General features: G+C 65.7%; 22 protein-coding genes. 3 read left to right on the top strand and 19 right to left on the bottom strand.

Annotated elements, in window-relative coordinates; translation table 11 throughout:
- Positions 1 to 137: 137 nt before the first annotated feature.
- The 13 genes from RI841_RS01045 to RI841_RS00985 form a co-directional block, all read right to left on the bottom strand.
- Positions 138 to 902, bottom strand: coding sequence for a YciK family oxidoreductase (locus RI841_RS01045; RefSeq protein WP_310703679.1), 765 nt, complete (start codon positions 900 to 902; stop codon positions 138 to 140).
- Positions 903 to 919: 17 nt separating this feature from the next.
- Positions 920 to 1,699 (bottom strand): tol-pal system protein YbgF, encoded by a 780-nt coding sequence (ybgF, locus tag RI841_RS01040; RefSeq protein WP_310703678.1) that lies wholly within the window; start codon positions 1,697 to 1,699, stop codon positions 920 to 922.
- A 29-nt stretch (positions 1,700 to 1,728) separates the two neighbouring features.
- A complete protein-coding gene (gene pal / locus RI841_RS01035) occupies positions 1,729 to 2,265 on the bottom strand; it encodes a peptidoglycan-associated lipoprotein Pal (protein WP_310703692.1) in 537 nt (178 codons plus the stop codon).
- A 23-nt stretch (positions 2,266 to 2,288) separates the two neighbouring features.
- Complete coding sequence (tolB, locus tag RI841_RS01030) at positions 2,289 to 3,578, bottom strand: Tol-Pal system beta propeller repeat protein TolB (protein WP_310703676.1); 1,290 nt, start codon at positions 3,576 to 3,578, stop codon at positions 2,289 to 2,291.
- Positions 3,578 to 4,600, bottom strand: a complete 1,023-nt coding sequence (gene tolA / locus RI841_RS01025; RefSeq protein WP_310703675.1) for a cell envelope integrity protein TolA — start codon at positions 4,598 to 4,600, stop codon at positions 3,578 to 3,580. The genes tolB and tolA overlap by 1 nt, the downstream gene beginning before the upstream one ends.
- A gap of 9 nt (positions 4,601 to 4,609) precedes the next feature.
- Positions 4,610 to 5,050 (bottom strand): protein TolR, encoded by a 441-nt coding sequence (gene tolR, locus RI841_RS01020; protein ID WP_310703674.1) that lies wholly within the window; start codon positions 5,048 to 5,050, stop codon positions 4,610 to 4,612.
- Positions 5,051 to 5,063: 13 nt separating this feature from the next.
- Positions 5,064 to 5,759 carry a protein TolQ gene (gene tolQ / locus RI841_RS01015; protein WP_405000891.1) on the bottom strand — a complete coding sequence of 232 codons (696 nt, stop codon included), beginning with the start codon at positions 5,757 to 5,759 and terminating at the stop codon, positions 5,064 to 5,066.
- A 42-nt stretch (positions 5,760 to 5,801) separates the two neighbouring features.
- A complete protein-coding gene (gene ruvB / locus RI841_RS01010; protein WP_310703672.1) occupies positions 5,802 to 6,818 on the bottom strand; it encodes a Holliday junction branch migration DNA helicase RuvB in 1,017 nt (338 codons plus the stop codon).
- A 43-nt stretch (positions 6,819 to 6,861) separates the two neighbouring features.
- The gene (gene ruvA / locus RI841_RS01005; RefSeq protein ID WP_310703670.1) at positions 6,862 to 7,476 is read right to left on the bottom strand and encodes a Holliday junction branch migration protein RuvA; all 615 of its coding nucleotides are present in this window, start codon (positions 7,474 to 7,476) and stop codon (positions 6,862 to 6,864) included.
- A gap of 140 nt (positions 7,477 to 7,616) precedes the next feature.
- Positions 7,617 to 8,156, bottom strand: a complete 540-nt coding sequence (gene ruvC, locus RI841_RS01000) for a crossover junction endodeoxyribonuclease RuvC (RefSeq protein ID WP_310703669.1) — start codon at positions 8,154 to 8,156, stop codon at positions 7,617 to 7,619.
- A gap of 9 nt (positions 8,157 to 8,165) precedes the next feature.
- A complete protein-coding gene (locus RI841_RS00995) occupies positions 8,166 to 8,915 on the bottom strand; it encodes a YebC/PmpR family DNA-binding transcriptional regulator (protein ID WP_310703668.1) in 750 nt (249 codons plus the stop codon).
- Between the two features lie 74 nt (positions 8,916 to 8,989).
- Positions 8,990 to 10,771, bottom strand: a complete 1,782-nt coding sequence (gene aspS, locus RI841_RS00990) for an aspartate--tRNA ligase (protein WP_310703667.1) — start codon at positions 10,769 to 10,771, stop codon at positions 8,990 to 8,992.
- 50 nt (positions 10,772 to 10,821) lie between these two features.
- A complete protein-coding gene (locus tag RI841_RS00985) occupies positions 10,822 to 11,082 on the bottom strand; it encodes a zinc ribbon domain-containing protein (protein ID WP_310703666.1) in 261 nt (86 codons plus the stop codon).
- 220 nt (positions 11,083 to 11,302) lie between these two features.
- On the opposite strand from RI841_RS00985, the gene RI841_RS00980 reads away from it, so the two are divergent.
- On the top strand, positions 11,303 to 12,238 hold the full coding sequence (locus RI841_RS00980; RefSeq protein ID WP_310703665.1) for a D-2-hydroxyacid dehydrogenase: 936 nt from the start codon (positions 11,303 to 11,305) through the stop codon (positions 12,236 to 12,238).
- Positions 12,239 to 12,340: 102 nt separating this feature from the next.
- Entirely contained in the window at positions 12,341 to 13,282 is a 942-nt protein-coding gene (locus tag RI841_RS00975; protein WP_310703663.1) for a nucleoside hydrolase, read from the top strand.
- Positions 13,283 to 13,339: 57 nt separating this feature from the next.
- Here the strand turns inward: RI841_RS00975 and RI841_RS00970 are convergent, their stop codons facing one another.
- Positions 13,340 to 13,612 carry an acylphosphatase gene (locus RI841_RS00970; protein WP_310703662.1) on the bottom strand — a complete coding sequence of 91 codons (273 nt, stop codon included), beginning with the start codon at positions 13,610 to 13,612 and terminating at the stop codon, positions 13,340 to 13,342.
- 251 nt (positions 13,613 to 13,863) lie between these two features.
- The gene (locus tag RI841_RS00965) at positions 13,864 to 14,790 is read right to left on the bottom strand and encodes a YihY/virulence factor BrkB family protein (RefSeq protein WP_310703661.1); all 927 of its coding nucleotides are present in this window, start codon (positions 14,788 to 14,790) and stop codon (positions 13,864 to 13,866) included.
- Positions 14,791 to 14,928: 138 nt separating this feature from the next.
- Between RI841_RS00965 and RI841_RS00960 the strand changes: the two genes are divergently transcribed.
- Entirely contained in the window at positions 14,929 to 16,020 is a 1,092-nt protein-coding gene (locus tag RI841_RS00960) for a bifunctional nicotinamide-nucleotide adenylyltransferase/Nudix hydroxylase (RefSeq protein ID WP_310703660.1), read from the top strand.
- A gap of 34 nt (positions 16,021 to 16,054) precedes the next feature.
- On the opposite strand, the gene RI841_RS00955 is transcribed toward RI841_RS00960, so the two are convergent.
- The 4 genes from RI841_RS00955 to RI841_RS00940 all read right to left on the bottom strand — a co-directional run.
- Positions 16,055 to 16,972 (bottom strand): LysR substrate-binding domain-containing protein, encoded by a 918-nt coding sequence (locus RI841_RS00955; RefSeq protein ID WP_310703658.1) that lies wholly within the window; start codon positions 16,970 to 16,972, stop codon positions 16,055 to 16,057.
- 93 nt (positions 16,973 to 17,065) lie between these two features.
- Entirely contained in the window at positions 17,066 to 18,484 is a 1,419-nt protein-coding gene (gene cls, locus RI841_RS00950; RefSeq protein ID WP_310703657.1) for a cardiolipin synthase, read from the bottom strand.
- A gap of 117 nt (positions 18,485 to 18,601) precedes the next feature.
- Positions 18,602 to 20,107, bottom strand: coding sequence for a fumarate hydratase (locus tag RI841_RS00945; protein ID WP_310703656.1), 1,506 nt, complete (start codon positions 20,105 to 20,107; stop codon positions 18,602 to 18,604).
- Positions 20,108 to 20,515: 408 nt separating this feature from the next.
- Positions 20,516 to 21,751, bottom strand: a 1,236-nt coding sequence (locus RI841_RS00940) for a helicase-related protein (RefSeq protein WP_310703655.1), incomplete at its 5' end; no start/stop codon positions are given.

The following is a 21,751-nucleotide window of genomic DNA, read 5'->3' as shown; positions in this document are numbered from 1 at the left end:
GCAATTCATTGCGCGAATGGCGCCGACAGGCGCCCTAAGCTGAGAGCCCATTGCCCGTGAAGGCCTCCGGCCTTCTTTCGCGATCTGAAGATCGCTCCCACTAGACAGCATCTCGCCTATGCGCGAAGAACCCGCCCTCACCCCTGTTTCGGCGGCTGGGCGTCGAATTTCTCGCCGTTGTGGCCGCGACTGTCCGCCCCCATCAGCCACAGGTAGGTGGGCATGATTTCCTCTGGGGTGCGCAGCGTCATCTCGTTTTCCCCGGGATAGGCGCTCTTGCGCATGGCGGTGCGCGTCGCCCCGGGGTTGAGGCTGTTGACCCGCAGGGTGCCCAGATGCTCGACCTCGTCGGCCAGCACCTCGACGAAGCCCTCGGTGGCGGACTTGGATACCGCGTAGGCCCCCCAGTAGGCCCGACCCCGGCGTCCCACGCTCGAGGAGGTGAACACCAAAGAGGCGTCCGGCGAGCTCTTCAACAGCGGCAGCAGGGCCTGGGTCATCCAGATCGGCCCATTGATATTGACCTGCATCACCTTCTCCCAGAGCTCGGGATTGTACTGCTCGAAGGGGGTGATGCGGCCCAGAATGCCGGCGTTGTGCAGGATACCGTCGAGGCGACCGAACTCCTTGTCGAGGGTCTCCGCCATGTCGTGGTAGTCCTTGAGCGTGGCCCCCTCGAAGTTCAGCGGGAAGATGGCCGGCTGGGGGCCCCCGGCGGCCTCGATCTCGTCGTAGACCTTCTCCAGCTTGGCAATGGTCCGCCCCAGAAGTATCACCGTGGCCCCGTGGCCGGCGAAGGCCAGGGCCGCGGCCCGACCGATACCGTCGCCGGCACCGGTCACCAGAATGATGCGGCCGTCGAGCAGGTCGGCAGGTGACGGGTAGTCGATCTTGCAGGTCATTACGGTTCCTCTGTCCCTCAGTTGCCTGCCTGGCGCAGGAAGTCGTCGGCCAGCCCGGCGGCGCTGCTGTCGGGATGCTCCTCGCGGACGCGATCGAGCAGTGCCCGGCTCTCTTCCGGACGCCCACGGCGTGCCTCGAGCAACCCCAGTTTATAGAGGGCATCGGGCACCTTGCTGCTCTCGGGGAAGTCCTGGAGGACCCGCCGGAAGGCCGCATCGGCGGCATCCAGCTCCCCCTCGGCCGAGTAGAGCTCGCCGAGCCAGTAGTGAGCGTTGGCGGTCAGACGGCTGTCCGGGTGCTGGGTCACGAAGGACTCGAAGGCAGAGATGGCCTGGCCGAACTCGCGGGCCTGAACATGCGAGAAGGCCGATTGGTAGACCGACTGAACGCCGGGGTCGACATTGCTCGGCGAGGAGGTCTCGGCGACCTGGCGGGCACTCTCCTCGTCCACGGCCGAGGCGGCTTGGTCAACACCACTGCCTGCCGCCATCAGGCGGTCCTCGATGTCCAGGTATTGCTGGCGGGTCTGGCGGCGCAGCCGTTCCAACTGGTGGCGCAGTTCCTCTACCTGCCCGCGCAGTTGGCGGATCTCTTCCTGGTGCTGCTGGACCTGATTGAAGATCACCAGGCTGCCGCCGGCCTCCTCGCGGGTGGCCGCCTGGTCGTAGAAACTACCGGCTCCGGATTGCCCGGTAAGGTCCTCGACCACCGGCTGCTGCGCCAGGAGCGGTGCCGCTAGAGTCAGCGGAAGCACCAGGGCTCCCGCACCGCACAGTCTCTTCAGACCGAGTCTCATCGTTATCTCCCCCGTGGTGTCGCCCGGCTTCAGTAGGCAAAGACCACTCGACGGTTCTGGGCGTAGGCCTGTTCGTTCTGGCCACGGGCCGCGGGCCGCTCCTCACCGTAGCTGACCACCTCGACCTGAGAGGGCGACACGCCCTGCACGTTGAGGTAGCGCTGGACGGCCCCGGCGCGGCGCTCACCCAGTGCCAGGTTGTACTCGCGGGTGCCACGCTCGTCGGTGTGGCCCTGCAGGACGACGCTGGCGTTGGGGTTGGAACGCAGGAAGCGGGTATGGGCGGTCAGCACCGGCTCGAACTCGCTGCGGATGGCATCGCTGTCGTACTCGAAATAGATGGTGCGGGTCTTCGGAATGCGACCGTCGGCATCGACCATCTGGCCGGCGCGATCGCCGCTAACGCCACGGCTATCAGCGCTGCCCGTGGACACACCGCCGCGGTCGCTGCCGGCGAGGCCGCCGTCCATGTCGCCGTCCTGGCCGCCTCCCGTGCTGGAACAGCCGGCCACGAAGGCCAGGGACAGGGCAATGGCCAGGGTTCTGGCATAGGGCTTGAGCTGCATCATGAAACTCCTTGTTGGATACATCAATTCAGAAACGGTGACCACGCGGGTTCGCGTACATCACCCTGCGCCGCCGGCAGCCGGAAAGAGGCGCGCCCATCGGCGGAGACCCCGCCCAGCACGCCGTTGCCGCCCTGCTGGGTGGCGAAGATTACCATGGTGCCATTGGGCGCGACACTGGGCGATTCCGCCTGACCGGTGTCGCTCAGGGCCACCAGACGGCCGCTTTCCAGGTCTTGGCGCGCGACCTGGTAGCCGTTGCTGCCGCGATGGATCAGGAAGATCGCCTCGCCGTCCGGCGCGAAGCGCGCCCGGGCATTGTAGTTGCCGGTGAAGGTGAGACGCTCCTCCTCGCCGCTGCCCAGGTCGAGGCGATAGATCTGCGGCCCCCCGCTGCGATCCGAGGTAAACAGCAGGCTGCGACCATCTGGCGACCAGGCGGGCTCAGTCTCGATGCTGGAGCTGTGGGTGACGCGCTGGACATCCCGAGAATCGATGTCCATCACGTAGATCTCCGGCTGGCCATCCTTGGAGAGCGTCATCGCCAGGCGGCGGCCGTCCGGTGACCAGGTGGGGGCGCTGTTCAGCCCCTCGAAGGCGGTGGCCCGCACCCGCCGGCCGGACGCGATCTCCTGGACGTAGATGGCCGGGCGTTCGGTCTCGAAGGAGACATAGGCCAGCTTGTCGCCATCCGGTGACCAGGCCGGCGACATGATCGGCTCGTCGGACGAGAGAATCTGCTGGCTGTTGCGCCCATCGGCATCGGCCACGTGGAGGGCATACTGGGTGTCGTCGCCAATGCCGCTGGAGGTCACGTAGGCAATGCGGGTCGAGAAGGCCCCGCGGATATCGGTGATCTCCTCGAAGATCTGGTCGCTGATGTAGTGCGCGGCGTCGCGCAGCCCCTCGCGGCCGGCCGTCACGCTCTCGGCGAGCATGCGGCTCTCGCCGCTGACGTCCATCAGCTCGTACAGGATGCGATACTGATCTCCCTCGCGGCTGATCTTCCCCGCCACCAGGTAGCGAATGTCCAGGGCACGCCAGTTGCCGTAGCGAACCTCGTCGCTCGAGGCGGGTCGCTCGAACATGGCGCGACGTTCCAGCGGCTCGAAGTAGCCGCTGCGTTCCAGGTCATCGGAAACGATCTGGGCCATGTCCTGGGGCATGACGTCGCCGTCGGCAAAGGGCACGATCGCGATGGGCGTGGCACGATCACTGCCACGGGTGATCTCGATGGTCAGGTCGGCGGCCTGGGCCAGGCTGGTGAACAGCATCAGCATGGTACCCAGCCAGGTGGTCTTCAGAACGTTCATCAGCGAATATCCCCCGGTCGGAATCGCAGGTTGAATTGACGGTAGTCGCGCTGGGCCGATGCCGGCAACTCGCGCAACTCGGCGAAGGGTGCGGCGGCCTTCACGGCCTGGATCGCGGAACGGTCGAAGGCACTGTTGCCACTGCTCTGACCAATGGTAGCCTCGAAAAGCTCCCCCGAGGGGCCCAGTTGTACCGATATCTCGGCGCTTGCCCCGTCGGGCACGTTGGGCGGAATCACCCAGGCCTGCTCCACCGCCCGGCGCACCAGGTTGATGAAGCTGTTGGCGGCTTCGGTGGCTTGGCGGGCATTAGCCACGTTGTCGGCTTCACCCTCGATGGCACGATCCAGGCTCTGGTTGGCCGCCTCGGCGGCCCGCCGGGCCTCGGCCTGACGCTGACGTTCGGCTTCTGCTTCGGCCTGACGCTGGCGCTCGGCTTCTGCTTCGGCCTGACGCTGACGCTCGGCGTCTGCTTCGGCCTGGCGCTGGCGCTCGGCTTCCGCTTCGGCCTGACGCTGACGCTCGGCTTCCGCTTCGGCCTGGCGCTGGCGCTCGGCTTCCGCTTCGGCCTGACGCTGACGTTCAGCTTCGGCCTGACGGCGACGCTTGGCCGCTTCCTCGCGTTCACGAGCCTGCTGTTCGGCTTGCTCGGCGCGGCGTGCGGCCTCCTCTTCGGCCGCCCGGCGGGCCTCCTCGCGGGCCTCGGCTTCCGCCAGGCGCTGGCGTTCGGCTTCCTTGGCAGCCTCAACTTCTGCCTCGCGAGTGGCCTCTTCCTCGGCACGTAACGCGTCTTCCTCTTCGGCTTGACGAGCCGTCCTCCGGGAACGCGTCTCCTCGGCTCGCTGGGCCTGATCCGTGGTGGTCTCGGTACTGACGAGGGTCGCCTGGACGATAGTGGTGCTCGGCGGCTCGGTCTCCCGCTCGGGAAAGCGAATCACGGTGGCTACCAGGATCGCCAGGTGCAGGGCGATGGCGAGTACCAGTGGCAGACCATAGCCCACGCGTCGGTCATGTCTGGCCATGTGGGCTCCTCAACGGTCCACCGGGGGCGGTTCCGAGATCAGCCCGACATTGGTCACCCCTGCGGTCTGCAAGGTGCTCATCAACGTCACCACCTGGCCGTAGGGGACATTACGGTCCCCACGCACCATTACCGGAGTGCCCGGCTGACGTTCCAGCAGAATGATCACCCGCTCGCTCACCTCGTCCAGGCTGACCGGCGTCTCGTCCTCACCCAGAGCGATGTAGTACTGGCCGTCACGGTCCACCGAGACGATGACCGGCTCGCGATCCTCGGTATCCTCGATGGGTTCGGAACTGACCTGGGGCAGGTCGACCTGCACGCCCTGGGTGAGCATGGGCGCGGTGATCATGAAGATCACCAGCAGCACCAGCATGACGTCGATGAAGGGCACGACGTTGATCTCGCCCATGGGCTTGCGGCGCCCGCCACGATTGAAGGGTCCTAACATGACGGCCTCTCCTTCAGTCGGCGCCGGGGTCGGTCCGGCCCTGCAGGTTGCGATGCAGGATGGAATGGAACTCCTCGGCGAAGTCCTCGTACTTGCCCAGCAGGCGCCCGGACTCGGCAGAAAGCCGGTTGTAGAAGATCACCGCGGGAATCGCCGCGAACAGTCCCATGGCGGTGGCGATCAGGGCCTCCGCGATCCAGGGAGCCACGGTAGCCAGGGTTGCCTGCTGGGCCATGGAGAGGGACTGGAAGGAGCCCATGATGCCCCAGACAGTCCCGAACAGCCCGATGTAGGGGCTGGCAGAGGCGACCGTGGCCAGGAACACCAGGTGCAGGGTGAGGCGGTCCTCCTCGCGTGACCAGGCCACGCGCATGCTGCGCTGTACGCCCTCGAGGATCGCCTGGGGGCTGCGGGTCTTGGCCAACAGGCGGTTGAACTCGCGGAAGCCGGCACGGAAGACGTGCTCGGCCCCCTGAGTCTCCTGCTCGGCGGGCGTATTGCGATAGAGCTCGTTGAGGTCGACGCCGGACCAGAAGCGGTCCTCGAAGGCCCGGTGTGCCTTGCGCGCCCGGCGCATCATGAAGGTGCGCTGGAAGATCACCACCCAGGAGAGGATGGAGGCGATCATCAGGATCAACATCACCACCTGCACCACGCCGCTGGCGTTCATGATCAGGTGGGGTATGGACAGGGAGTCGTTCACAGGCATCCTCGTCGGTCTTGGTCAGTCATCACGGGAGTAGGGAGTCCGCTAGCGGGGCGCCCGCTCGTGGGGCGCCATGTCGAAGTGTTCCCAGGCCTGACGGGTCACCATCCGGCCACGGGCGGTGCGCATCATCAGACCCTGCTGGATCAGGTAGGGTTCGATAACGTCCTCGATGGTATCGCGCTCCTCGCCGATCGCCGCGGCCAGGGAGTCGATCCCCACCGGGCCGCCGTCGAACTTCTCGATCATCGCCAGCAGCAGGCGCCGGTCCATGTGATCGAGACCGTGGTGGTCGACATGGAGCATGTTCAAGGCCAGGTCGGCGATTTCTGCATCCACGTGGCCCTGGGCACGCACTTGCGCGAAGTCGCGCACCCGGCGCAGCAGTCGATTGGCAATGCGCGGGGTGCCCCGAGAGCGGCGTGCAACCTCCCGGGCGCCTTCCAGGTCGCTCTCGACCCCCAACAGCCGAGCAGAGCGCACGACGATCTCGGTGAGCTCGTCGATGCTGTAGAACTCCAGGCGCTGGACGATGCCGAAGCGGTCGCGCAGTGGCGAAGTCAAGAGGCCCGCGCGGGTGGTGGCGCCCACCAGGGTGAAGGGGGGCAGGTCGAGCTTGATCGAGCGCGCCGCCGGCCCTTCGCCGATGACGATGTCGAGCTGGAAGTCCTCCATGGCGGGATAGAGAATCTCCTCCACCACCGACGACAGACGGTGGATCTCGTCGATGAAGAGCACGTCGCCGGGCTGGAGGTTGGTGAGCATGGCGGCGAGGTCACCGGCCCGCTCGAGCACCGGCCCCGAGGTGGACTTGAGCCCTACCCCCATCTCGGCGGCCACGATGTTGGCCAGCGTCGTCTTGCCGAGCCCGGGCGGGCCGAACACCAGGGTGTGGTCGAGGCTCTCCTCGCGACCGCGGGCGGCGCTGATGAAGATGTCGAGCTGCTCACGCACCCGCGGCTGGCCGATGTAGTCCACCAGTCGCTTGGGACGGATGGCATGGTCGACGCCGCCCTCCCCGTCACGGGGGTCACCGGCGATCAAGCGATCAGTCTCGAGCATGACGGCCCTCCGGCGTCAGGTCGCAGCGTGGACGCGGCATAGGTCACCCCGTGAGGCGGCGGGTCAACGCCGCCTTGATCATGGCTTCGGTGGAACCGGCCTCTTCGAGGCCGACCAGCATGCGGGCCGCCTCGGCGGGCTTGTACCCCAAGCTGACCAGGGCCGACTCGGCATCGGCGACGGGGTCCGCGGCGCCGGATGCGACGCTGCCTGTGGCATCATGGGGGTCGAAGGATACGTTATTCGGTTGCTCCCAGTGGGGGAAGCGGTCACGCATCTCGATGATCAGCCGCTCGGCGGTCTTCTTGCCTACCCCAGGTAGCCGGGTCAGCGCCTTGACGTCGTTGTCCATCACACAGCACACGAAGGCCTCCTCGTCCATGCCGGAGAGGATGCCAAGGGCCAGCCTGGGGCCGATACCATTGACCTTGATCAGGGCGCGGAAGAGCGCCCGCTCCTGCTCCCGGGCGAAACCATAGAGCAGGTGGGCATCATCGCGGATGGTGAGGTGGGTATAGAGCGATACCGGCTCCCCGGTGCCCGGCATGGCCACCAGGGTGGTCATGGAAGCTTCCAGCTCGTAACCGACACCGGCCACCTCCACTACCATCCAGGGGGGCTGTTTCTCGAGCAGGGTGCCTCGCAGGCGTCCTATCATGGAAAGTCGCTTTCCCTTGGGTTGGAATCCATCACGGCCCGCAGGACCGTCATCGGGCCACTATACTGTTCGCCCGTGCCGCATGCCAGCCCGCAGGAACAGCGTTCGACAATGCGCTGCGTCGCCCATCAGCGACAGCGTCATGGGCGGTAGTCACGCCAGGATCCCCCCTTACGCCGGCTGCGATGGCCGCCATAGCTCCCCTCACGAAGCAGCCCCAGGCGGGCATGGGCATGGGTGAGTGCGATCGCCAGGGCGTCAGCGGCATCCGCCTGGGGCGTGGCCGAGAGGCCGAGGATCGCCGTCACCATGTGCTGCACCTGGGCCTTGTCGGCGCTGCCGCTGCCGGCCACTGCCTGCTTGATCTGGCGGGGGCCGTACTCGCTGACCGGCAGGCCATGGTTCGCGGCGCAGACGATTGCCGTGCCGCGGGCCTGGCCGAGCTTCAGGGCGGAGTCGGCATTCTTCGACATGAACACCTGCTCGATGGCGAACTCCCCGGGGCCATGCACCGCGATCAGCTCGCTGACTCCGGCATAGACCTGGGCGAGGCGCTGGGCCAGGTCGTCGGCCTGGATGCGAATGCAGCCGCTGGTCACGTAGCGCGGCGTGGGCGTGGTGAGGTCCAGCACCCCGTAGCCGGTGATCCGCGAGCCGGGGTCGATACCGAGGATCAGCATCCCCAGGACTCATTCGAGCTGGTCGAGGACATCGTCGGCGAATTCTGCGTTGGTGGTGACGTTCTGGACATCGTCGAGCTCTTCGAGCATGTCGAGCAGCTTGAGGACCCGGGTGGCGAGTTCCGGGTCTGCGATGGGCGTGGTGGTTTCCGGATACAGCCCAACGTCGCTCTGCTGGGGATCGATTCCCGCCTCGACGAGAGCATCCTTCACCCGCCAGAAGGACTCAGGCGTGGTGACCACTTCGAGACGGCCATCCTCATGGACCTCGATCTCCTCGGGTTCCGCCTCCAGAGTGGCTTCGATGGCAGCCTCCTCGGTGACGCCCTCGGGCAGCAGCAGGCGGCCCTGACGGTGGAACATGAAGGCCACCGAGCCGGTGGTGCCGAGGTTGCCGCCATGCTTGTTGAAGGCATGTCGTACTTCGGAGACAGTTCGATTGCGGTTATCGGTCATGCACTCGACCATCACCGCCACCCCCTCGGGACCATAGCCCTCGTAGACGCACTCTTCCATGGCGTCGCCGTCGGCGTTGCCGGCTCCCCGGTCTACCGCCCGCTGGATGGTCTCCTTGGTCATGTTGTTGGCCAGCGCCTTGTCGATGGCGGCGCGCAGCCGAGGATTGTCGGCCGCCTCGTCGCCACCCTGACGGGCGGCCACGCTCAGCTCGCGGATCAGCTTGTTGAAGATCTTGCCCCGCCTGGCGTCCTGGGCCGCCTTGCGATGCTTGATATTGGCCCACTTGCTATGGCCTGCCATTTACCTCTCCTTGCCTTGAACATGACACCGGCGCCCAGAGGCGCCGGTGGAATGACATCGGATTGGGATCGCCGTCACTCGCCGGCGGTCTCCGCCTTGGCCTTCTGGCGCAGACGGATGTTGAGCTCCTTGAGCTGCTCGGCATCGACCTCGCTGGGCGCATCGGTCATCAGGCAGGCCGCGCTCTGGGTTTTCGGGAAGGCGATCACCTCGCGGATACTGCGCGCACCGGTCATCAGCATCACCAGGCGGTCGAGGCCGAAGGCCAGGCCGCCATGGGGTGGTGCTCCATATTGCAGGGCGTCGAGCAGGAAGCCGAACTTTTCCCGAGCTTCCTCCTCGCCGATGCCGAGCACTTCCAGCACCGCACTCTGCATGCCGCGGTCGTGAATACGGATCGAGCCGCCGCCCAGCTCGGTACCGTTGAGGACCATGTCGTAGGCCCGCGAGAGCGCTGCCACCGGATCAGCCTTGAGGGTTTCCACGTCGCAGGCGGGCGCGGTGAAGGGGTGGTGCAGGGCCTGCATGCGGGCGCTGCCGTCGTCCTCGAACATCGGGAAGTCGACCACCCACAGCGGGGCCCAGTCGCGCGTATACAGGTTGAGATCCTCACCGAGCTTGACGCGCAGGGCACCGAGCGCCTCATTGACGATGCGCGCATTGTCGGCCCCGAAGAAGACCAGGTCGCCATCCTCGGCACCGATGCGGTCAAGCAGTTCCTCGACCACGTTCTCCATGAACTTGACGATCGGCGACTGCAGCCCTTCGAGACCCTTGCTGCGATCGTTGACCTTGATCCAGGCCAGGCCCTTGGCGCCGTAGATGCCGACGAATCGGGTGTATTCGTCGATCTCCTTGCGCGACAGGCCGGCACCATTCGGGACCTTGAGCGCGGCCACACGGCCGTCCTCGGCATTGGCGGGTCCGGAGAACACCTTGAAGTCGACCTGCTTCATGAGGTCATCGACATCGGTCAACATCAACGGAATGCGCAGGTCCGGCTTGTCGGAGCCATAGCGGCTCATCGCCTCGTCCCAGCTCATGCGCGGGAAGACCGGCAGTTCAACGTCGAGCACGTCCTGAAACAGCTGGCGCACCATCGACTCGGTGATCGCCATGATATCGTCCTCGGTGACGAAGGACGCCTCGAGATCGATCTGGGTGAATTCCGGCTGGCGATCGGCACGCAGGTCCTCGTCACGGAAGCACTTGGCGATCTGGTAGTAGCGATCGAAACCGGACACCATCAGCAGCTGCTTGAACAGCTGCGGCGACTGAGGCAGGGCAAAGAAGCTGCCCGGGTGCGTACGACTGGGGACGAGATAGTCACGCGCCCCTTCCGGCGTGGCGCGGGTGAGAACCGGGGTCTCGATATCCAGAAAGCCCTGGCCCTCGAGGAAGGCACGCACGCTGTGGGTGATGCGCGAACGCAGCCGCAGCTTGTCGACCATCTCCGGACGGCGCAGGTCAATGTAACGGTGCTTGAGGCGCACCTCCTCGCCGACCTTGCCATGCTCATCGAGCTGGAAGGGCGGCGTGACAGCGCTGTTCAGCACCTCGACCTCACTGGCCAGCACCTCGATCAGACCGGTGGGCATCTTGGCGTTCTGGGTGCCTTCTGGACGCAGCCGGACGCGGCCGACGATGCGCAGCACGTACTCGTTACGGGCACTGTCCGCGTTGGCAAAGGCCTCGGCGGTATCGGGGTCGACCACGACCTGGGCGATGCCATCGCGATCACGCATGTCGAGGAAGATCACGCCCCCGTGGTCACGGCGGCGATGGACCCAGCCGCACAGAGTGACCGTCTGATCCACCAGGGTCTCGTTCAGCTGGCCGCAATAATGGCTGCGCATGTCAAATCCTGTTCCGTTACATGAATTGGTGAAAGGCAACGTCGGGCGACTCAGGCCACCGCCCCGTCCTTGCTCGGCGTCTTGTCGGACTGGCCGCCCTCGCTGCCGCCGGCCAGGTTCTTCTTGCTGCCGGTCTTGAAATCGGTCTCGTACCAGCCACCGCCGGCCAGCCGGAAGCCCGCCGCGGAGACCAGCCGCTGAAGCTCCGTTGCCTGGCAGGCCGGGCAGTCCCTCAGCGGCTCGGCGCTGATCTTCTGAAGCTTTTCCAGGCGATTCCCGCAGGCCTTGCACTCGTATTCGTAGATGGGCATGGTTTGATCACTCCCGATGTAATGACATTACCCATGGGTCAAGCACGGGCAGGGGCGCTCACCGCCTCGCGCTAGCGTTGTGCGATGATGATATAGGGCCGGCCCGCCGAAAATCCAAGCCTGCCTCGAAGGCCGGCTATTATAGCCTGTCGCGCCGGGCAAGGCCCACCCCTGCCGCGGCCTGTTGCCCGACTCGCCTGCATCAAACAAGGAAATTTGCATGAAAGCCGTCATTCTCGACGCCGCCAGCCTGGGGCCCGATATCGACCTGGCCCCGATCCGCCAGCACCTCGACACCCTGGACGTGCATGACCAGAGTACTCGTGGCCAAGTCGCCGAGCGACTTGCCGGTGCCGAGGTGGCCATCGTCAACAAGGTGGTACTCGACGCCGAGACCCTCGATGCCCTGCCCGCGCTCAAGCTGATCTGCGTGCTGGCGACCGGCACCAACAATATCGACATGGCCGCGGCCAACCGCCTGGGCATCACCGTGAAGAATGTCACGGCCTATGGCACGGCCAGCGTGGCCCAGCACACCCTGATGCTGATGCTGGCCCTGGCCACCCGGCTGCCCCTCTATCAGCGTGATGTGGCCGAGGGACGCTGGAATGAAAGCCCCTTCTTCTGCCTGATGGGGCACACGACCCTGCAACTCGAGGGCAAGCGACTGGCTATCGTCGGCCAGGGCGAGCTGGGCTCGAAGGTAGCGCGTCTGGCCCAGGCCTTCGGCATGCATGTCGACTTCGCCGCTCGCCCCGGCAACGAGGCCCATGATAGCCGCCCGGGACTGCGCGACCTGGCGCCCGCGGCGGACGTTATCAGCCTGCACTGCCCCCTCACCGAGGCCACTCGCCACCTGGTCGATGCTGCCCTGCTGGCCAACCTCAAGCCCGACACCCTGCTGGTCAATTGCGCCCGGGGCGGGATCATCGACGAAGAGGCGGCGCTCGAGGCCCTGCGCCAAGGCCAGCTGGGCGGGCTCGGCGTCGATGTGCTGCCCGTGGAGCCGCCCCGCGAGGGCCATTCGCTGCTCGACGCCCTGGGCGAGCCGCTCAACCTGATCGTCACGCCCCACAACGCCTGGATCACGCCAGAGGCCCGGCAACGCATCGTGGCTCTCACCGCCGACAACCTGCGTGGCTGGCAGGAAGGCTGAGCGCGGAGACTCGCTTGCTGCACACACACTACCGATTCGGCCTGGTCGACGAGCCCAGCGGCCATGCCATCATCCAGGAGACAGCCACGACGACGAGGCACCGTGACCCATCCGATCATCTTCGACACCGACCCGGGCGTCGACGACGCCCAGGCCATCGCCATTGCCCTACGCCATCCCGCGCTCGACCTGCTGGGCCTGACCACCACCTACGGCAACGTGGACGTGGAGACGGCCACCCATAACGCCCTACTGCTTTCCGAGCTGGCCGGGAGAGACATCCCGGTGGCTCAGGGCGCCGCGGCGCCGATGGTCAAGGCGCGACACCCACCGCCCGCTCATATTCACGGTATCAACGGGCTGGGCGATATCGAACTTCCGCCGGTCAAAGGGAAGACCGATCCCCGGGGCGCGGCTCAGTTCATCGTCGACACCCTGAATGCCCGCCCCGGTGAGGTCACCCTGGTCGCGGTGGGTCCGGTGGGGAACCTGGCCGCGGCCCTGCAGCTCGACCCGGCCATCACCGAGACGGTCAAGCGGGTGGTGATCATGGGAGGCTCGATCCGCGAGGGTGGCAACGTCACCCCGCTGGCCGAGGCCAACATGTTCAACGACCCGGACGCCGCCGCCCGGGTGCTCACGGCCGGCTGGCCGCTGACCCTCGTGGGGCTCGACGTTACCCATCGCTGCGTGCTCACCGGCGAGCACGTGGCTCGTATCGAGGCTGGCCAGGGCGCACTCGGCAAGGTGCTGGCGGGCAGCTATGGCTTCTATCGGGACTTCTACCGGGAGTGCCTGGGCATCGATGGCTGCTGTCCGCACGACAGCTGCGCCCTGGCCTGGCTACTGCGCCCGGAGCTCTTCACCACGGGCCACGGCCATCTGACCGTGGCGACATCCGGTGACGCCGAGGGCCAGACGATCTTCGCCCCCGAGGGGCGCGGCTTCAGCGAGGCGCGCTGGTCCCGCACCCCGCTGGTGGAGGTCTGCCTGGGCGTCGACGGCAAGGCCGTCAGTAACTGGATCGCCGACACCCTGGCCTGATGGCCGAAAGGCACCGGCACGGCACGCGCTCCAAGACGTGCCGGTCTCGCCTGTTAGCTAGCCGACGTGGAACTCGTCCGGCGCGTGGGTCTCGATCACCTCGAACTCCACATGAGTGACGCGGGCACCGTCCGGCCCCTTCCAGAGCCACTCGGCGAGCCGCTTGACCGCCTCGCGCTCGCCGCACATCAGCACCTCGACCCGCCCGTCCGGGAGGTTGATCGCATGGCCGGTGATCCCGGCCCTGAGGGCCTGTTCCTGGGTCGCCCGGCGATACCAGACCCCCTGCACCTTGCCCGTCACCAGCGCCCTGGCGCAGCACTTGTCCATGGCCATCTCCTCTGCCGTCGCGATCAATAGCGTGATCCTTTCTACCAGCAGGACCGGCGCCCGACCAGCCCGCGGGCCTTCCCGTCTGAGCGCCGATGCCCTAGTCTTTCACGATTCCCGAACGCCATACGGCCACAAGGCCTCCTCGGCCGAGGATCGCCATGCCCGGCCCGCGCCATCCTCTACTCCCCGGACTACCTGGCCAACGTGGGGGGGGCGGCGCTTTTCTTGGCCATTATCAAGGGCCTTGCTCACTCTTCCAGCAGCTCGCGGCGAACCAGCACTGCAGAATTTCGCGGCACTACCGTCTTGCCTGAAGCCAGAAGATGGCACTTGGTGAAGGCGGCCCCGAACAGCAGGATCAGCGAACTGTAGTAGACCCACAGCAAGATCATCACCACCGACCCGGCCGCGCCGTAGGTGGAGGCCATGGCCGTGTAGGCCAGGTAGATGGCGATGCCCGAGCGGCCGATGGTGAACAGCACGGCGGTCACCACGGCGCCGACCAGCACGTCCTGCCAGCGCAGCACCACATCCGGCAATACCTTGAAGATGGTCGCGAAGAGGGCCGCGATCACCGCCAGCGAGACCAGGAACTCGGCCCCTGTAGTCAGCAGGCCGACAAAAGGCAGCAAGTCGTCAGCCGCCTGGAGCATGGCCCGAATTACCACCCCCAACACCAGCGAAACCAGCAGGATGAAGCCGATGGACAGCACCACGGTCAGTGACAGTAGGCGGTTCTTGAGGAACGCGAGGGCACTGTTGCTGCTGGGCCTGGCCGTCACACCCCAGAGGGTATTCAGCGAGAACTGCATCTGGGCAAAGACGGTAGTGGCACCGACCAGTAGCGCCCCCACCCCGAGCAGGGTCGGCAGCAGGCCAGACTCCTCGATGCGCGACTGGGAAACCGCCTGCTCGATGGCAACCGCGGCGTCCTGACCCATGGTGCCCTGCAGTTGGACGACGATCTGTCCCTGGGCCGCTTCATCGCCGAGCACCACGCCAATCACCGTGACGGCGATGATTATCGTGGGCGCCAGGGAAAAGAGCGTATAGAAGGCCAACGAGCCGGCAGAGCTGAACGCGTTGTGCTCCAGCCAGAGCTTCATCGCATCCCGCACCACTCGCCACCAGAACAGCCCCGCCTCCCTGAGGCTCGCCATGCTCGCCTTGATCATTCCGTTCCTCAGGTCCCTGTCGTTTCCTTGAGCATACCCGAATGGAGCCGGGTTCGCCGAACCCCCGGTTTGCAGCCACCGGCGGGGCTGACCATAATGTGCTCCGCTTAACCTTGCCCCCTCCCTCCAGGAGTGCCCATGACCGCACGACCGGACACCGACAGCCCTGCCGACTTCGATTGCTTGGTGTTCATCGGCCGTTTCCAGCCTCCCCATCTGGGGCACCTGGCGGTGATCCGCGAGGCCCTGCGCCATGCGCACCAAGTCATCGTGCTGGTGGGCTCCGCCTGGCAGGCTCGTTCGCTGCGCAACCCCTGGCGCTACGAGGAACGCCTGCGCATGCTGCGCAGCGCCTTCGAGGAGGAGGAGAATGCCCGGCTGGAGATCGTGCCGCTGCTCGACGCCCTCTACAACAACGACGTCTGGGTGCGCGACGTGCAGCGCAAGGTGCGCAACATCGCCAGTCCGGAGCACGCCCGGCTGCCGCGCATCGGCCTGATCGGCGCCAGTCGCGGCCAGTCAAGCTACTATCTTGCGCTGTTCCCGCAGTGGGAATCGGTCAGCGTGCCCCTGGTGGAGGGCATCTCGGCCAGCCGGATCCGCGAGAGGCTGTTCCGCTCGGCCTCCTCGGCAGAGGACTACCTGAGCACTCATGCCGCTCATGATCTGCCGCCCGGCGTGGTGGAGCGAGTACGCGATTTTCTGGAGGAGGCGCCCTACGACCAGCTCGTCGAGGAGCAACATCTGCTCGACCAGTATCGACTGGCCTGGTCCCAGGCTCCATACCCACCGATCTTCGTCACCGTCAATGCCGTGGTGGTGCAATCTGGACACGTGCTGCTGGTCAAGCGAACCGCGGCACCTGGCAAGGGGCTCTATGCCCTGCCTGGCGGCTTCATCAGCCCCCATGAGCGCCTGATGGACGCCTGCCTCAGGGAGTTGCGCGAGAGGGTACGCCTCAAGGTGCCCGAAGCCGTGCTCAAGGGTTCGCTACGCGGTCAGCGGCTTTTCGATGAGCCCCATCGCAGTTGGCGGGGCCGCACCCTGGCCGAGGCCTTCTACTTCGCCCTGCGGCCCGAACAGCAGTTGCCCCAGCTCAGGCCGGTCAAGGGCGGTGACCATGCGCGCTGGGTCCCTCTGGCCGACCTCGATCCCGAAAGCCTGTTCGAGGATCACTTCTTCATCATCCAGGATTTTCTGGGATTGCCGGCAGATTTTGACCGCTCCTGACCCGTGAGGGGGATCCGGCAGAGGCGCGGCGCCATCAGGCCTGCAGGAAGTCGCGTGGCAGCTTCATCATCTGCCGCCACAGCTTCTCGACGCCCGGCTTGTGCACCAGAGAACAGCGGTAGAGACGGATCTCCAGCGGCACGTCCCACTGCTCGTCACCGGCCCGCACCAGGCGCCCATCCTTGAGCTCCTGTCGGATGCAGAAGTCGGGTATCCAGGCTATCCCCATGCCCTGCATCACCATGCCCTTGAGGCCCTCGGCCATGGCCGTCTCGTAGACGGTCCTCAGGCGCATGCGCAAGGGGTCGTTCTTGAGCAGCATCCGCACGCTGCGACCCAGAAAGGCACCCTGGGTGTAGGCCAGATAGGGAATCGACTCCTGCCCTTCAAAGGAAAAGCGAGGCCTGCCCTGCGCGTCCGGCAGGCAGACCGGCAGCATCTTCACCTGGCCAATGGAAAAGGAAGGAAAGACCTCGGCATCGAGCTGCATGCTGGCATAGGGATCGTAATAGGCCAGCATCAGATCGCAGTTGCCCTCGCGCAGCACATGGATCGCGTCGCCCACGTTCATGGCCACCAGCCGGGTAGGCAGTTCGCCCAGGCCCTGCTGCAGCCGGGAAATCCACTGGGGATAGAAGCTCAGCGCCAGGGAGTGGGCGGCGACGATATCCAGCGCCTCGTTGGCCATGGCCAGGCCACGGAGATGGCCGAGACTCTCGTTGAGTTGCTCGACGATGTTGCGGGCGGTGACCAGGAACAGCTGTCCTTCAGGTGTCAAGTCTACTGGGGTGGTCGAGCGGTCGACCAGCGTCACACCGATGGCCTGCTCCAGGGAGCGAATGCGTCGACTGAAGGCCGGCTGGGTGACATGCCGCTGCCGAGCCGAGCCGGAGAAACTGCGTGTACTGGCCAGGGCGACGAAGTCTTCCAGCCACTTGGTCTCGAGATTCACCAGAACTCCCCAGGATGTCTACGTGCATGGCCCCGCCGGGGAGCCTTCGAAGCCGGCTAATGTACCCCAGCGACGCCAGGGACCCAAGCCGTATCACTGGATGGGCGAGAGCAGATAGGCCGCCCGGGACATCAGCTTGCGCCACAGAGGGCGATGGGTCAGCTCCTCCAGGGCCACGCGACGGCACTCGGTGAAGTCATGCTCGAGCATCAGTCGCACTTCGGCGGCAAACTGGGGGTCGGGCACCACGGCGGTGATCTCGAAGTTGAGCCGGAAGGAGCGGTTGTCGAGGTTGACCGTACCGACACTGGCCGCGCTGTCGTCGATCAGCATGACCTTCTGGTGCAGGAACCCCGGCTGGTAACGGTAAACCCTGACACCGGCACGCAGCATGTCGGGCAGGAAGGAGAAGGCGGAGAGAAAGACCAGCAGGTGATCGGGACGTTCGGGCATCATGATGCGCACGTCCACGCCGCGCATCGCCGCCAGGCGCAGGGCATCCTGCACCCCCTGGTCGGGCACGAAATAGGGGCTGGTGACCCAGAAGCGTTGGCGGGCACTGTGAATCGCATGCTGCACCAACAGGCTCGCCGTCTCCTGCGGGTCTGCCGGTCCGGAGGGCACGATCACCACATTCTGGTTGGCGTCCGGGCTCGGTCGGGGCGTCCAGGTCAGCGAGATCATCTCGCCGGTAGCCCAATGCCAGTCCTCCCAGAAGGCCTCTTGCAGCCCCAGCACGCTGGGGCCGGTGAGCTTGAGGTGGGTGTCGCGCCAATGGCCATGGCGGGGGTGGTGGCCGAGATATTCAGTGCCGACGTTGAAGCCACCCAGCCACCCTTCCCGGCCGTCGACCACCAGAACCTTTCGATGGTTGCGGAAGTTGAGCTGGAAGCGATGCTTGAATCCGCGGGAGGAGCGGAAGGCGCTGACCTCCACCCCGACCTCGGAGAGGTCACGCAGGAACCGGTCGCCGAGCCCGCGACTGCCGATCTCGTCATAGAGAAAGTAGATGCGCACGTCGCGGTGGGCGGCCCGCTGCAGCCGATGCTTGAGCTCGATTCCCAGGGCATCGTCGCGGACGATGAAGAACTGGATGAGGATGTACTCCTCGGCCGCCTCGATCCCGGTGAAGAGGCTGTCGAAGGTCGCCTCGCCATCGATCAGCAATGCCGCTTGATTGCCGCAGGTCAGCGGCATCATCGCCAGCTGTTCCACGGCATGGATGTCCGCATCACCGACGTCGGGCAGGTAGGGGACGAAGCGATCGCGGTAGCGTTCCAGCAGGCGGCGCAGCACGGTATCGCGCTCGCCGCGGGCCGAGACATAGCCGTAGAAGCGCGGCCGACCGAAGATCCAGTAGATCGGTACCGCCACGTAGGGCATGGTAATCAGCGAGATGATCCAGGCGATCGCCCCCTGAGAGGTGCGGCTGGACATCAGGGCCAGCACCGCCGAGATGAAGCCCAACAGGTAGATCAGGAAGATCGCCAGGCCGATCAGCCAGGAGGTCATGGTCGGATCCCCGTTCCGTGGGAGGACGACAGCGCCGTCCAGTAAACAGTCATCTGCAGCATACCCCCAACGGCGACGGCCCCACCAGTTGGCGGGGCCGTCCTCAGCTCGGTACGATCAGGCGCGCTTGGCGATAATTTCCTTCCACTTGGCCGGGCCGGTCTGGTGCACCGAGGTGCCGGCACTGTCGACCGCCACGGTCACCGGCATGTCCTCCACCTCGAACTCGTAGATGGCTTCCATGCCCAGGTCCTCGAAGCCCACCACGTGTGCCTTCTTGATCGCCTGGGCGACCAGGTAGGCAGAGCCACCCACGGCCATCAGGTAGACCGCGTGATTATCGCGGATTGCCTCGATGGCCGCCTCGCCTCGCTCGGCTTTACCGACCATGCCCAGCAGGCCGGTCTCCTCGAGCATGGTGCGGGTGAACTTGTCCATGCGGGTCGCGGTGGTCGGGCCGGCCGGTCCCACCACCTCGTCACGCACTGGATCCACCGGGCCCACGTAGTAGATGAAGCGCCCCTTCATGTCGACGGGCAGCGGCTCGCCCTTGGCGATCATGTCGACCATGCGCTTGTGCGCGGCATCGCGACCGGTGAGCAGCTTGCCGTTCAGCAACAGCGTATCGCCGGGCTGCCAGGTCCGCACCTCTTCCGGCGTCACGTTGTCGAGGTCGACACGCTTGACGTTGTCTCCCGCCTCGCGGGTGATCTCCGGCCAGTCCTCGAGCTTCGGCACCGGCAGTGCCGCAGGACCGGAGCCGTCGAGGATGAAGTGGGCGTGACGTGTGGCGGCACAGTTGGGGATGATCGCCACTGGCTTGTTGGCGGCGTGGGTCGGGTAATCCTTGACCTTGATGTCGAGCACTGTGGTCAGCCCACCCAGACCCTGGGCGCCGATGCCGCTCTTGTTGACCTTGTCGAAGAGCTCAAGGCGCAGCTCCTCGGCCCGGTTGGAGGCACCACGAGCCTGCAGCTCCTGGATGTCGATGGGATCGAGCAGCGCCTCCTTGGCGATTTCCATGGCCTTTTCGGCGGTGCCGCCAATGCCGATGCCGAGCATGCCGGGCGGGCACCAGCCAGCGCCCATCTTCGGCAGTTGCTCCATCACCCAGTCGGCGACGTTGTCGGAGGGGTTGAGCATGGCGAACTTCGATTTCGCCTCGCTACCGCCCCCCTTGGCCGCCACATGCACCTCGACCGTATCGCCGGGCACCAGCTTGTGGTGAATGACCGCCGGGGTATTGTCACCGGTGTTCTTGCGGGCGCTATCCGGGTCGGCCAGCACCGAGGCGCGCAGCACGTTGTCGGGCAGCTGGTAGGCGCGGCGTACGCCCTCGTTGACCATGTCGTCGAGGCTCATGTCGGCCTCGAAGCGCACGTTCATGCCGACATGCACGAAAACGGTGACGATACCGGTGTCCTGACAGATCGGGCGCTTGCCGAAGGCACACATCCGCGAGTTGATCAGGATCTGGGCGATGGCGTCCTTGGCCGCCGGGTTGTCTTCGCGCTCGTAGGCGGACGCCATGGCGTCAATGAAGTCCTTGGGGTGGTAATAGGAGATGTACTGCAGGGCATCGGCGACGCTCTGGATCAGATCGTCCTGGCGAATCACGGTCATGGGCAAGGAGCTCCTTGGCATTGTCGGCATGCCCGCGTCGAAGCGCTCGAAGGGCGCATTGGCGGGGCTTGAACGCCGGGCATTATACCCTACCCTTTCGCTTGTCTATATTGGTGTCGCCAAAGGTTGGACTTGATGGTGTGTTTTACACAATAGATAACGGTATAAGGTTTGGCCCTCGATCAGGCCCGCTGCCTGGCAGCAGGAATAGAGATGGAATAGAAGACGCGATCGTCGTCGAAGCAGGGGCAGCTGTGCCTGGGCCCAGCTCTCGATGACCTGGCGTCCGATCAACGAGGCGGCCTGTCCAGCCAGTTCGGGAAAGGCGAACCAGGCGTCGTCGATACACCGGCGGGCGATGGTACGCGGCGTGACGAATTTCGGGGCCTTCCGGCATGGCGGGTGCCGTCAGACGGAGCCCAGGAGCAGCTGGCGCTCCTTGAGCTCGTGCAAACGGTCACGCAACCGAGCGGCTTCCTCGAACTCCAGGTTCTGCGCCGCCTCGTGCATCCCATCCTCGGCTCGAGAGATCTCCTTCAGAAGCTCGCTGGGGGACAATTCGGCAGGGTCGTAGAGGGCCTCTCGTTCGGCCACCTTGCGCTCGCCGCGGCGCCCCTTGCCCTTCTTGCCCGGTGTCTGGGCGGCTTCCATGATATCAGCCACCGAACGCGTCACCGTGGTCGGCGTGATGCCTTGAGCCTCGTTATGAGCGATCTGCTTGTCGCGACGGCGCTGGGTCTCCTCCATGGCGCGGCGCATGGAGTCGGTGATCCGGTCACCGTAGAGAATCGCCTTGCCGTGTGCGTTGCGCGCGGCACGGCCCATGGTCTGGATCAAAGAGCGCTCGTTGCGCAGGAAGCCCTCCTTGTCGGCATCCAGGATCGCCACCAGCGACACCTCGGGGATGTCCAGTCCCTCGCGCAGCAGGTTGATCCCCACCAGGACATCGAATTTGCCAAGGCGCAGGTCGCGGATGATCTCCACCCGCTCCACGGTGTCGATATCGGAGTGCAGGTAGCGCACCCGCACGCCGTGCTCGTCCAGGTACTCGGTGAGGTCCTCGGCCATGCGCTTGGTCAGAGTGGTCACCAGCACCCGCTCACCCACCTCAGTGCGCAGACCGATCTCCGAGAGCAGATCATCCACCTGGGTGGAGGCCGGGCGCACTTCGATCTCGGGGTCCAGCAGACCGGTGGGGCGCACCACCTGCTCGACCACCTGGCCGGCGTGCTCGGCCTCGTAGGGCCCGGGCGTGGCCGAGACGAAGATGGTCTGGGGACAGATGCGTTCCCACTCCTCGAACGTCATCGGCCGGTTGTCCAGGGCCGAGGGCAGCCGAAAGCCGTACTCCACCAGCGTCTCCTTGCGCGAGCGGTCGCCCTTGTACATGCCGCCCACCTGGGGAACGCTGACGTGGCTCTCGTCGATGAACAGCAGGGCGTCGCTGGGCAGGTAGTCGAAGAAGGTCGGCGGTGGCTCGCCCGGATTGCGCCCGGAGAGGTAGCGCGAGTAGTTCTCGATGCCGTTGCACACGCCGGTGGCCTCGAGCATCTCGAGATCGAAATTGGTGCGCTGCTCCAGCCGCTGCGCCTCCAGCAGCTTGCCTTCGACATTGAACTGGTCGAGGCGCTGGCGCAACTCGGC

The organism is Halomonas sp., from assembly GCF_031581305.1.
GTDB lineage: Bacteria > Pseudomonadota > Gammaproteobacteria > Pseudomonadales > Halomonadaceae > Halomonas.
The sequence above is the reverse complement of the archived record's forward strand: the minus strand, read 5'-3'. Positions and strand labels throughout refer to the sequence as shown.

Excerpts from the sequence above, each read along its gene's own strand:
- pal (WP_310703692.1), bottom strand. The coding sequence starts at position 2,265 with ATGCAGCTCAAGCCCTATGCCAGAACCCTGGCCATTGCCCTGTCCCTG.
- RI841_RS00945 (WP_310703656.1), bottom strand. The coding sequence starts at position 20,107 with ATGACCGTGATTCGCCAGGACGATCTGATCCAGAGCGTCGCCGATGCC.
- RI841_RS00970 (WP_310703662.1), bottom strand. The coding sequence starts at position 13,612 with ATGGACAAGTGCTGCGCCAGGGCGCTGGTGACGGGCAAGGTGCAGGGG.
- ruvC (WP_310703669.1), bottom strand. The coding sequence starts at position 8,156 with ATGCTGATCCTCGGTATCGACCCCGGCTCGCGGATCACCGGCTACGGG.
- RI841_RS00980 (WP_310703665.1), top strand. The coding sequence starts at position 11,303 with ATGAAAGCCGTCATTCTCGACGCCGCCAGCCTGGGGCCCGATATCGAC.
- ruvA (WP_310703670.1), bottom strand. The coding sequence starts at position 7,476 with ATGATAGGACGCCTGCGAGGCACCCTGCTCGAGAAACAGCCCCCCTGG.
- tolA (WP_310703675.1), bottom strand. The coding sequence starts at position 4,600 with ATGGCCAGACATGACCGACGCGTGGGCTATGGTCTGCCACTGGTACTC.
- aspS (WP_310703667.1), bottom strand. The coding sequence starts at position 10,771 with ATGCGCAGCCATTATTGCGGCCAGCTGAACGAGACCCTGGTGGATCAG.
- ybgF (WP_310703678.1), bottom strand. The coding sequence starts at position 1,699 with ATGAGACTCGGTCTGAAGAGACTGTGCGGTGCGGGAGCCCTGGTGCTT.
- RI841_RS00985 (WP_310703666.1), bottom strand. The coding sequence starts at position 11,082 with ATGCCCATCTACGAATACGAGTGCAAGGCCTGCGGGAATCGCCTGGAA.
- RI841_RS00995 (WP_310703668.1), bottom strand. The coding sequence starts at position 8,915 with ATGGCAGGCCATAGCAAGTGGGCCAATATCAAGCATCGCAAGGCGGCC.
- RI841_RS00960 (WP_310703660.1), top strand. The coding sequence starts at position 14,929 with ATGACCGCACGACCGGACACCGACAGCCCTGCCGACTTCGATTGCTTG.
- RI841_RS01045 (WP_310703679.1), bottom strand. The coding sequence starts at position 902 with ATGACCTGCAAGATCGACTACCCGTCACCTGCCGACCTGCTCGACGGC.
- RI841_RS00965 (WP_310703661.1), bottom strand. The coding sequence starts at position 14,790 with ATGATCAAGGCGAGCATGGCGAGCCTCAGGGAGGCGGGGCTGTTCTGG.
- tolQ (WP_405000891.1), bottom strand. The coding sequence starts at position 5,759 with ATGCCTGTGAACGACTCCCTGTCCATACCCCACCTGATCATGAACGCC.
- ruvB (WP_310703672.1), bottom strand. The coding sequence starts at position 6,818 with ATGCTCGAGACTGATCGCTTGATCGCCGGTGACCCCCGTGACGGGGAG.
- cls (WP_310703657.1), bottom strand. The coding sequence starts at position 18,484 with ATGACCTCCTGGCTGATCGGCCTGGCGATCTTCCTGATCTACCTGTTG.
- tolB (WP_310703676.1), bottom strand. The coding sequence starts at position 3,578 with ATGAACGTTCTGAAGACCACCTGGCTGGGTACCATGCTGATGCTGTTC.
- tolR (WP_310703674.1), bottom strand. The coding sequence starts at position 5,050 with ATGTTAGGACCCTTCAATCGTGGCGGGCGCCGCAAGCCCATGGGCGAG.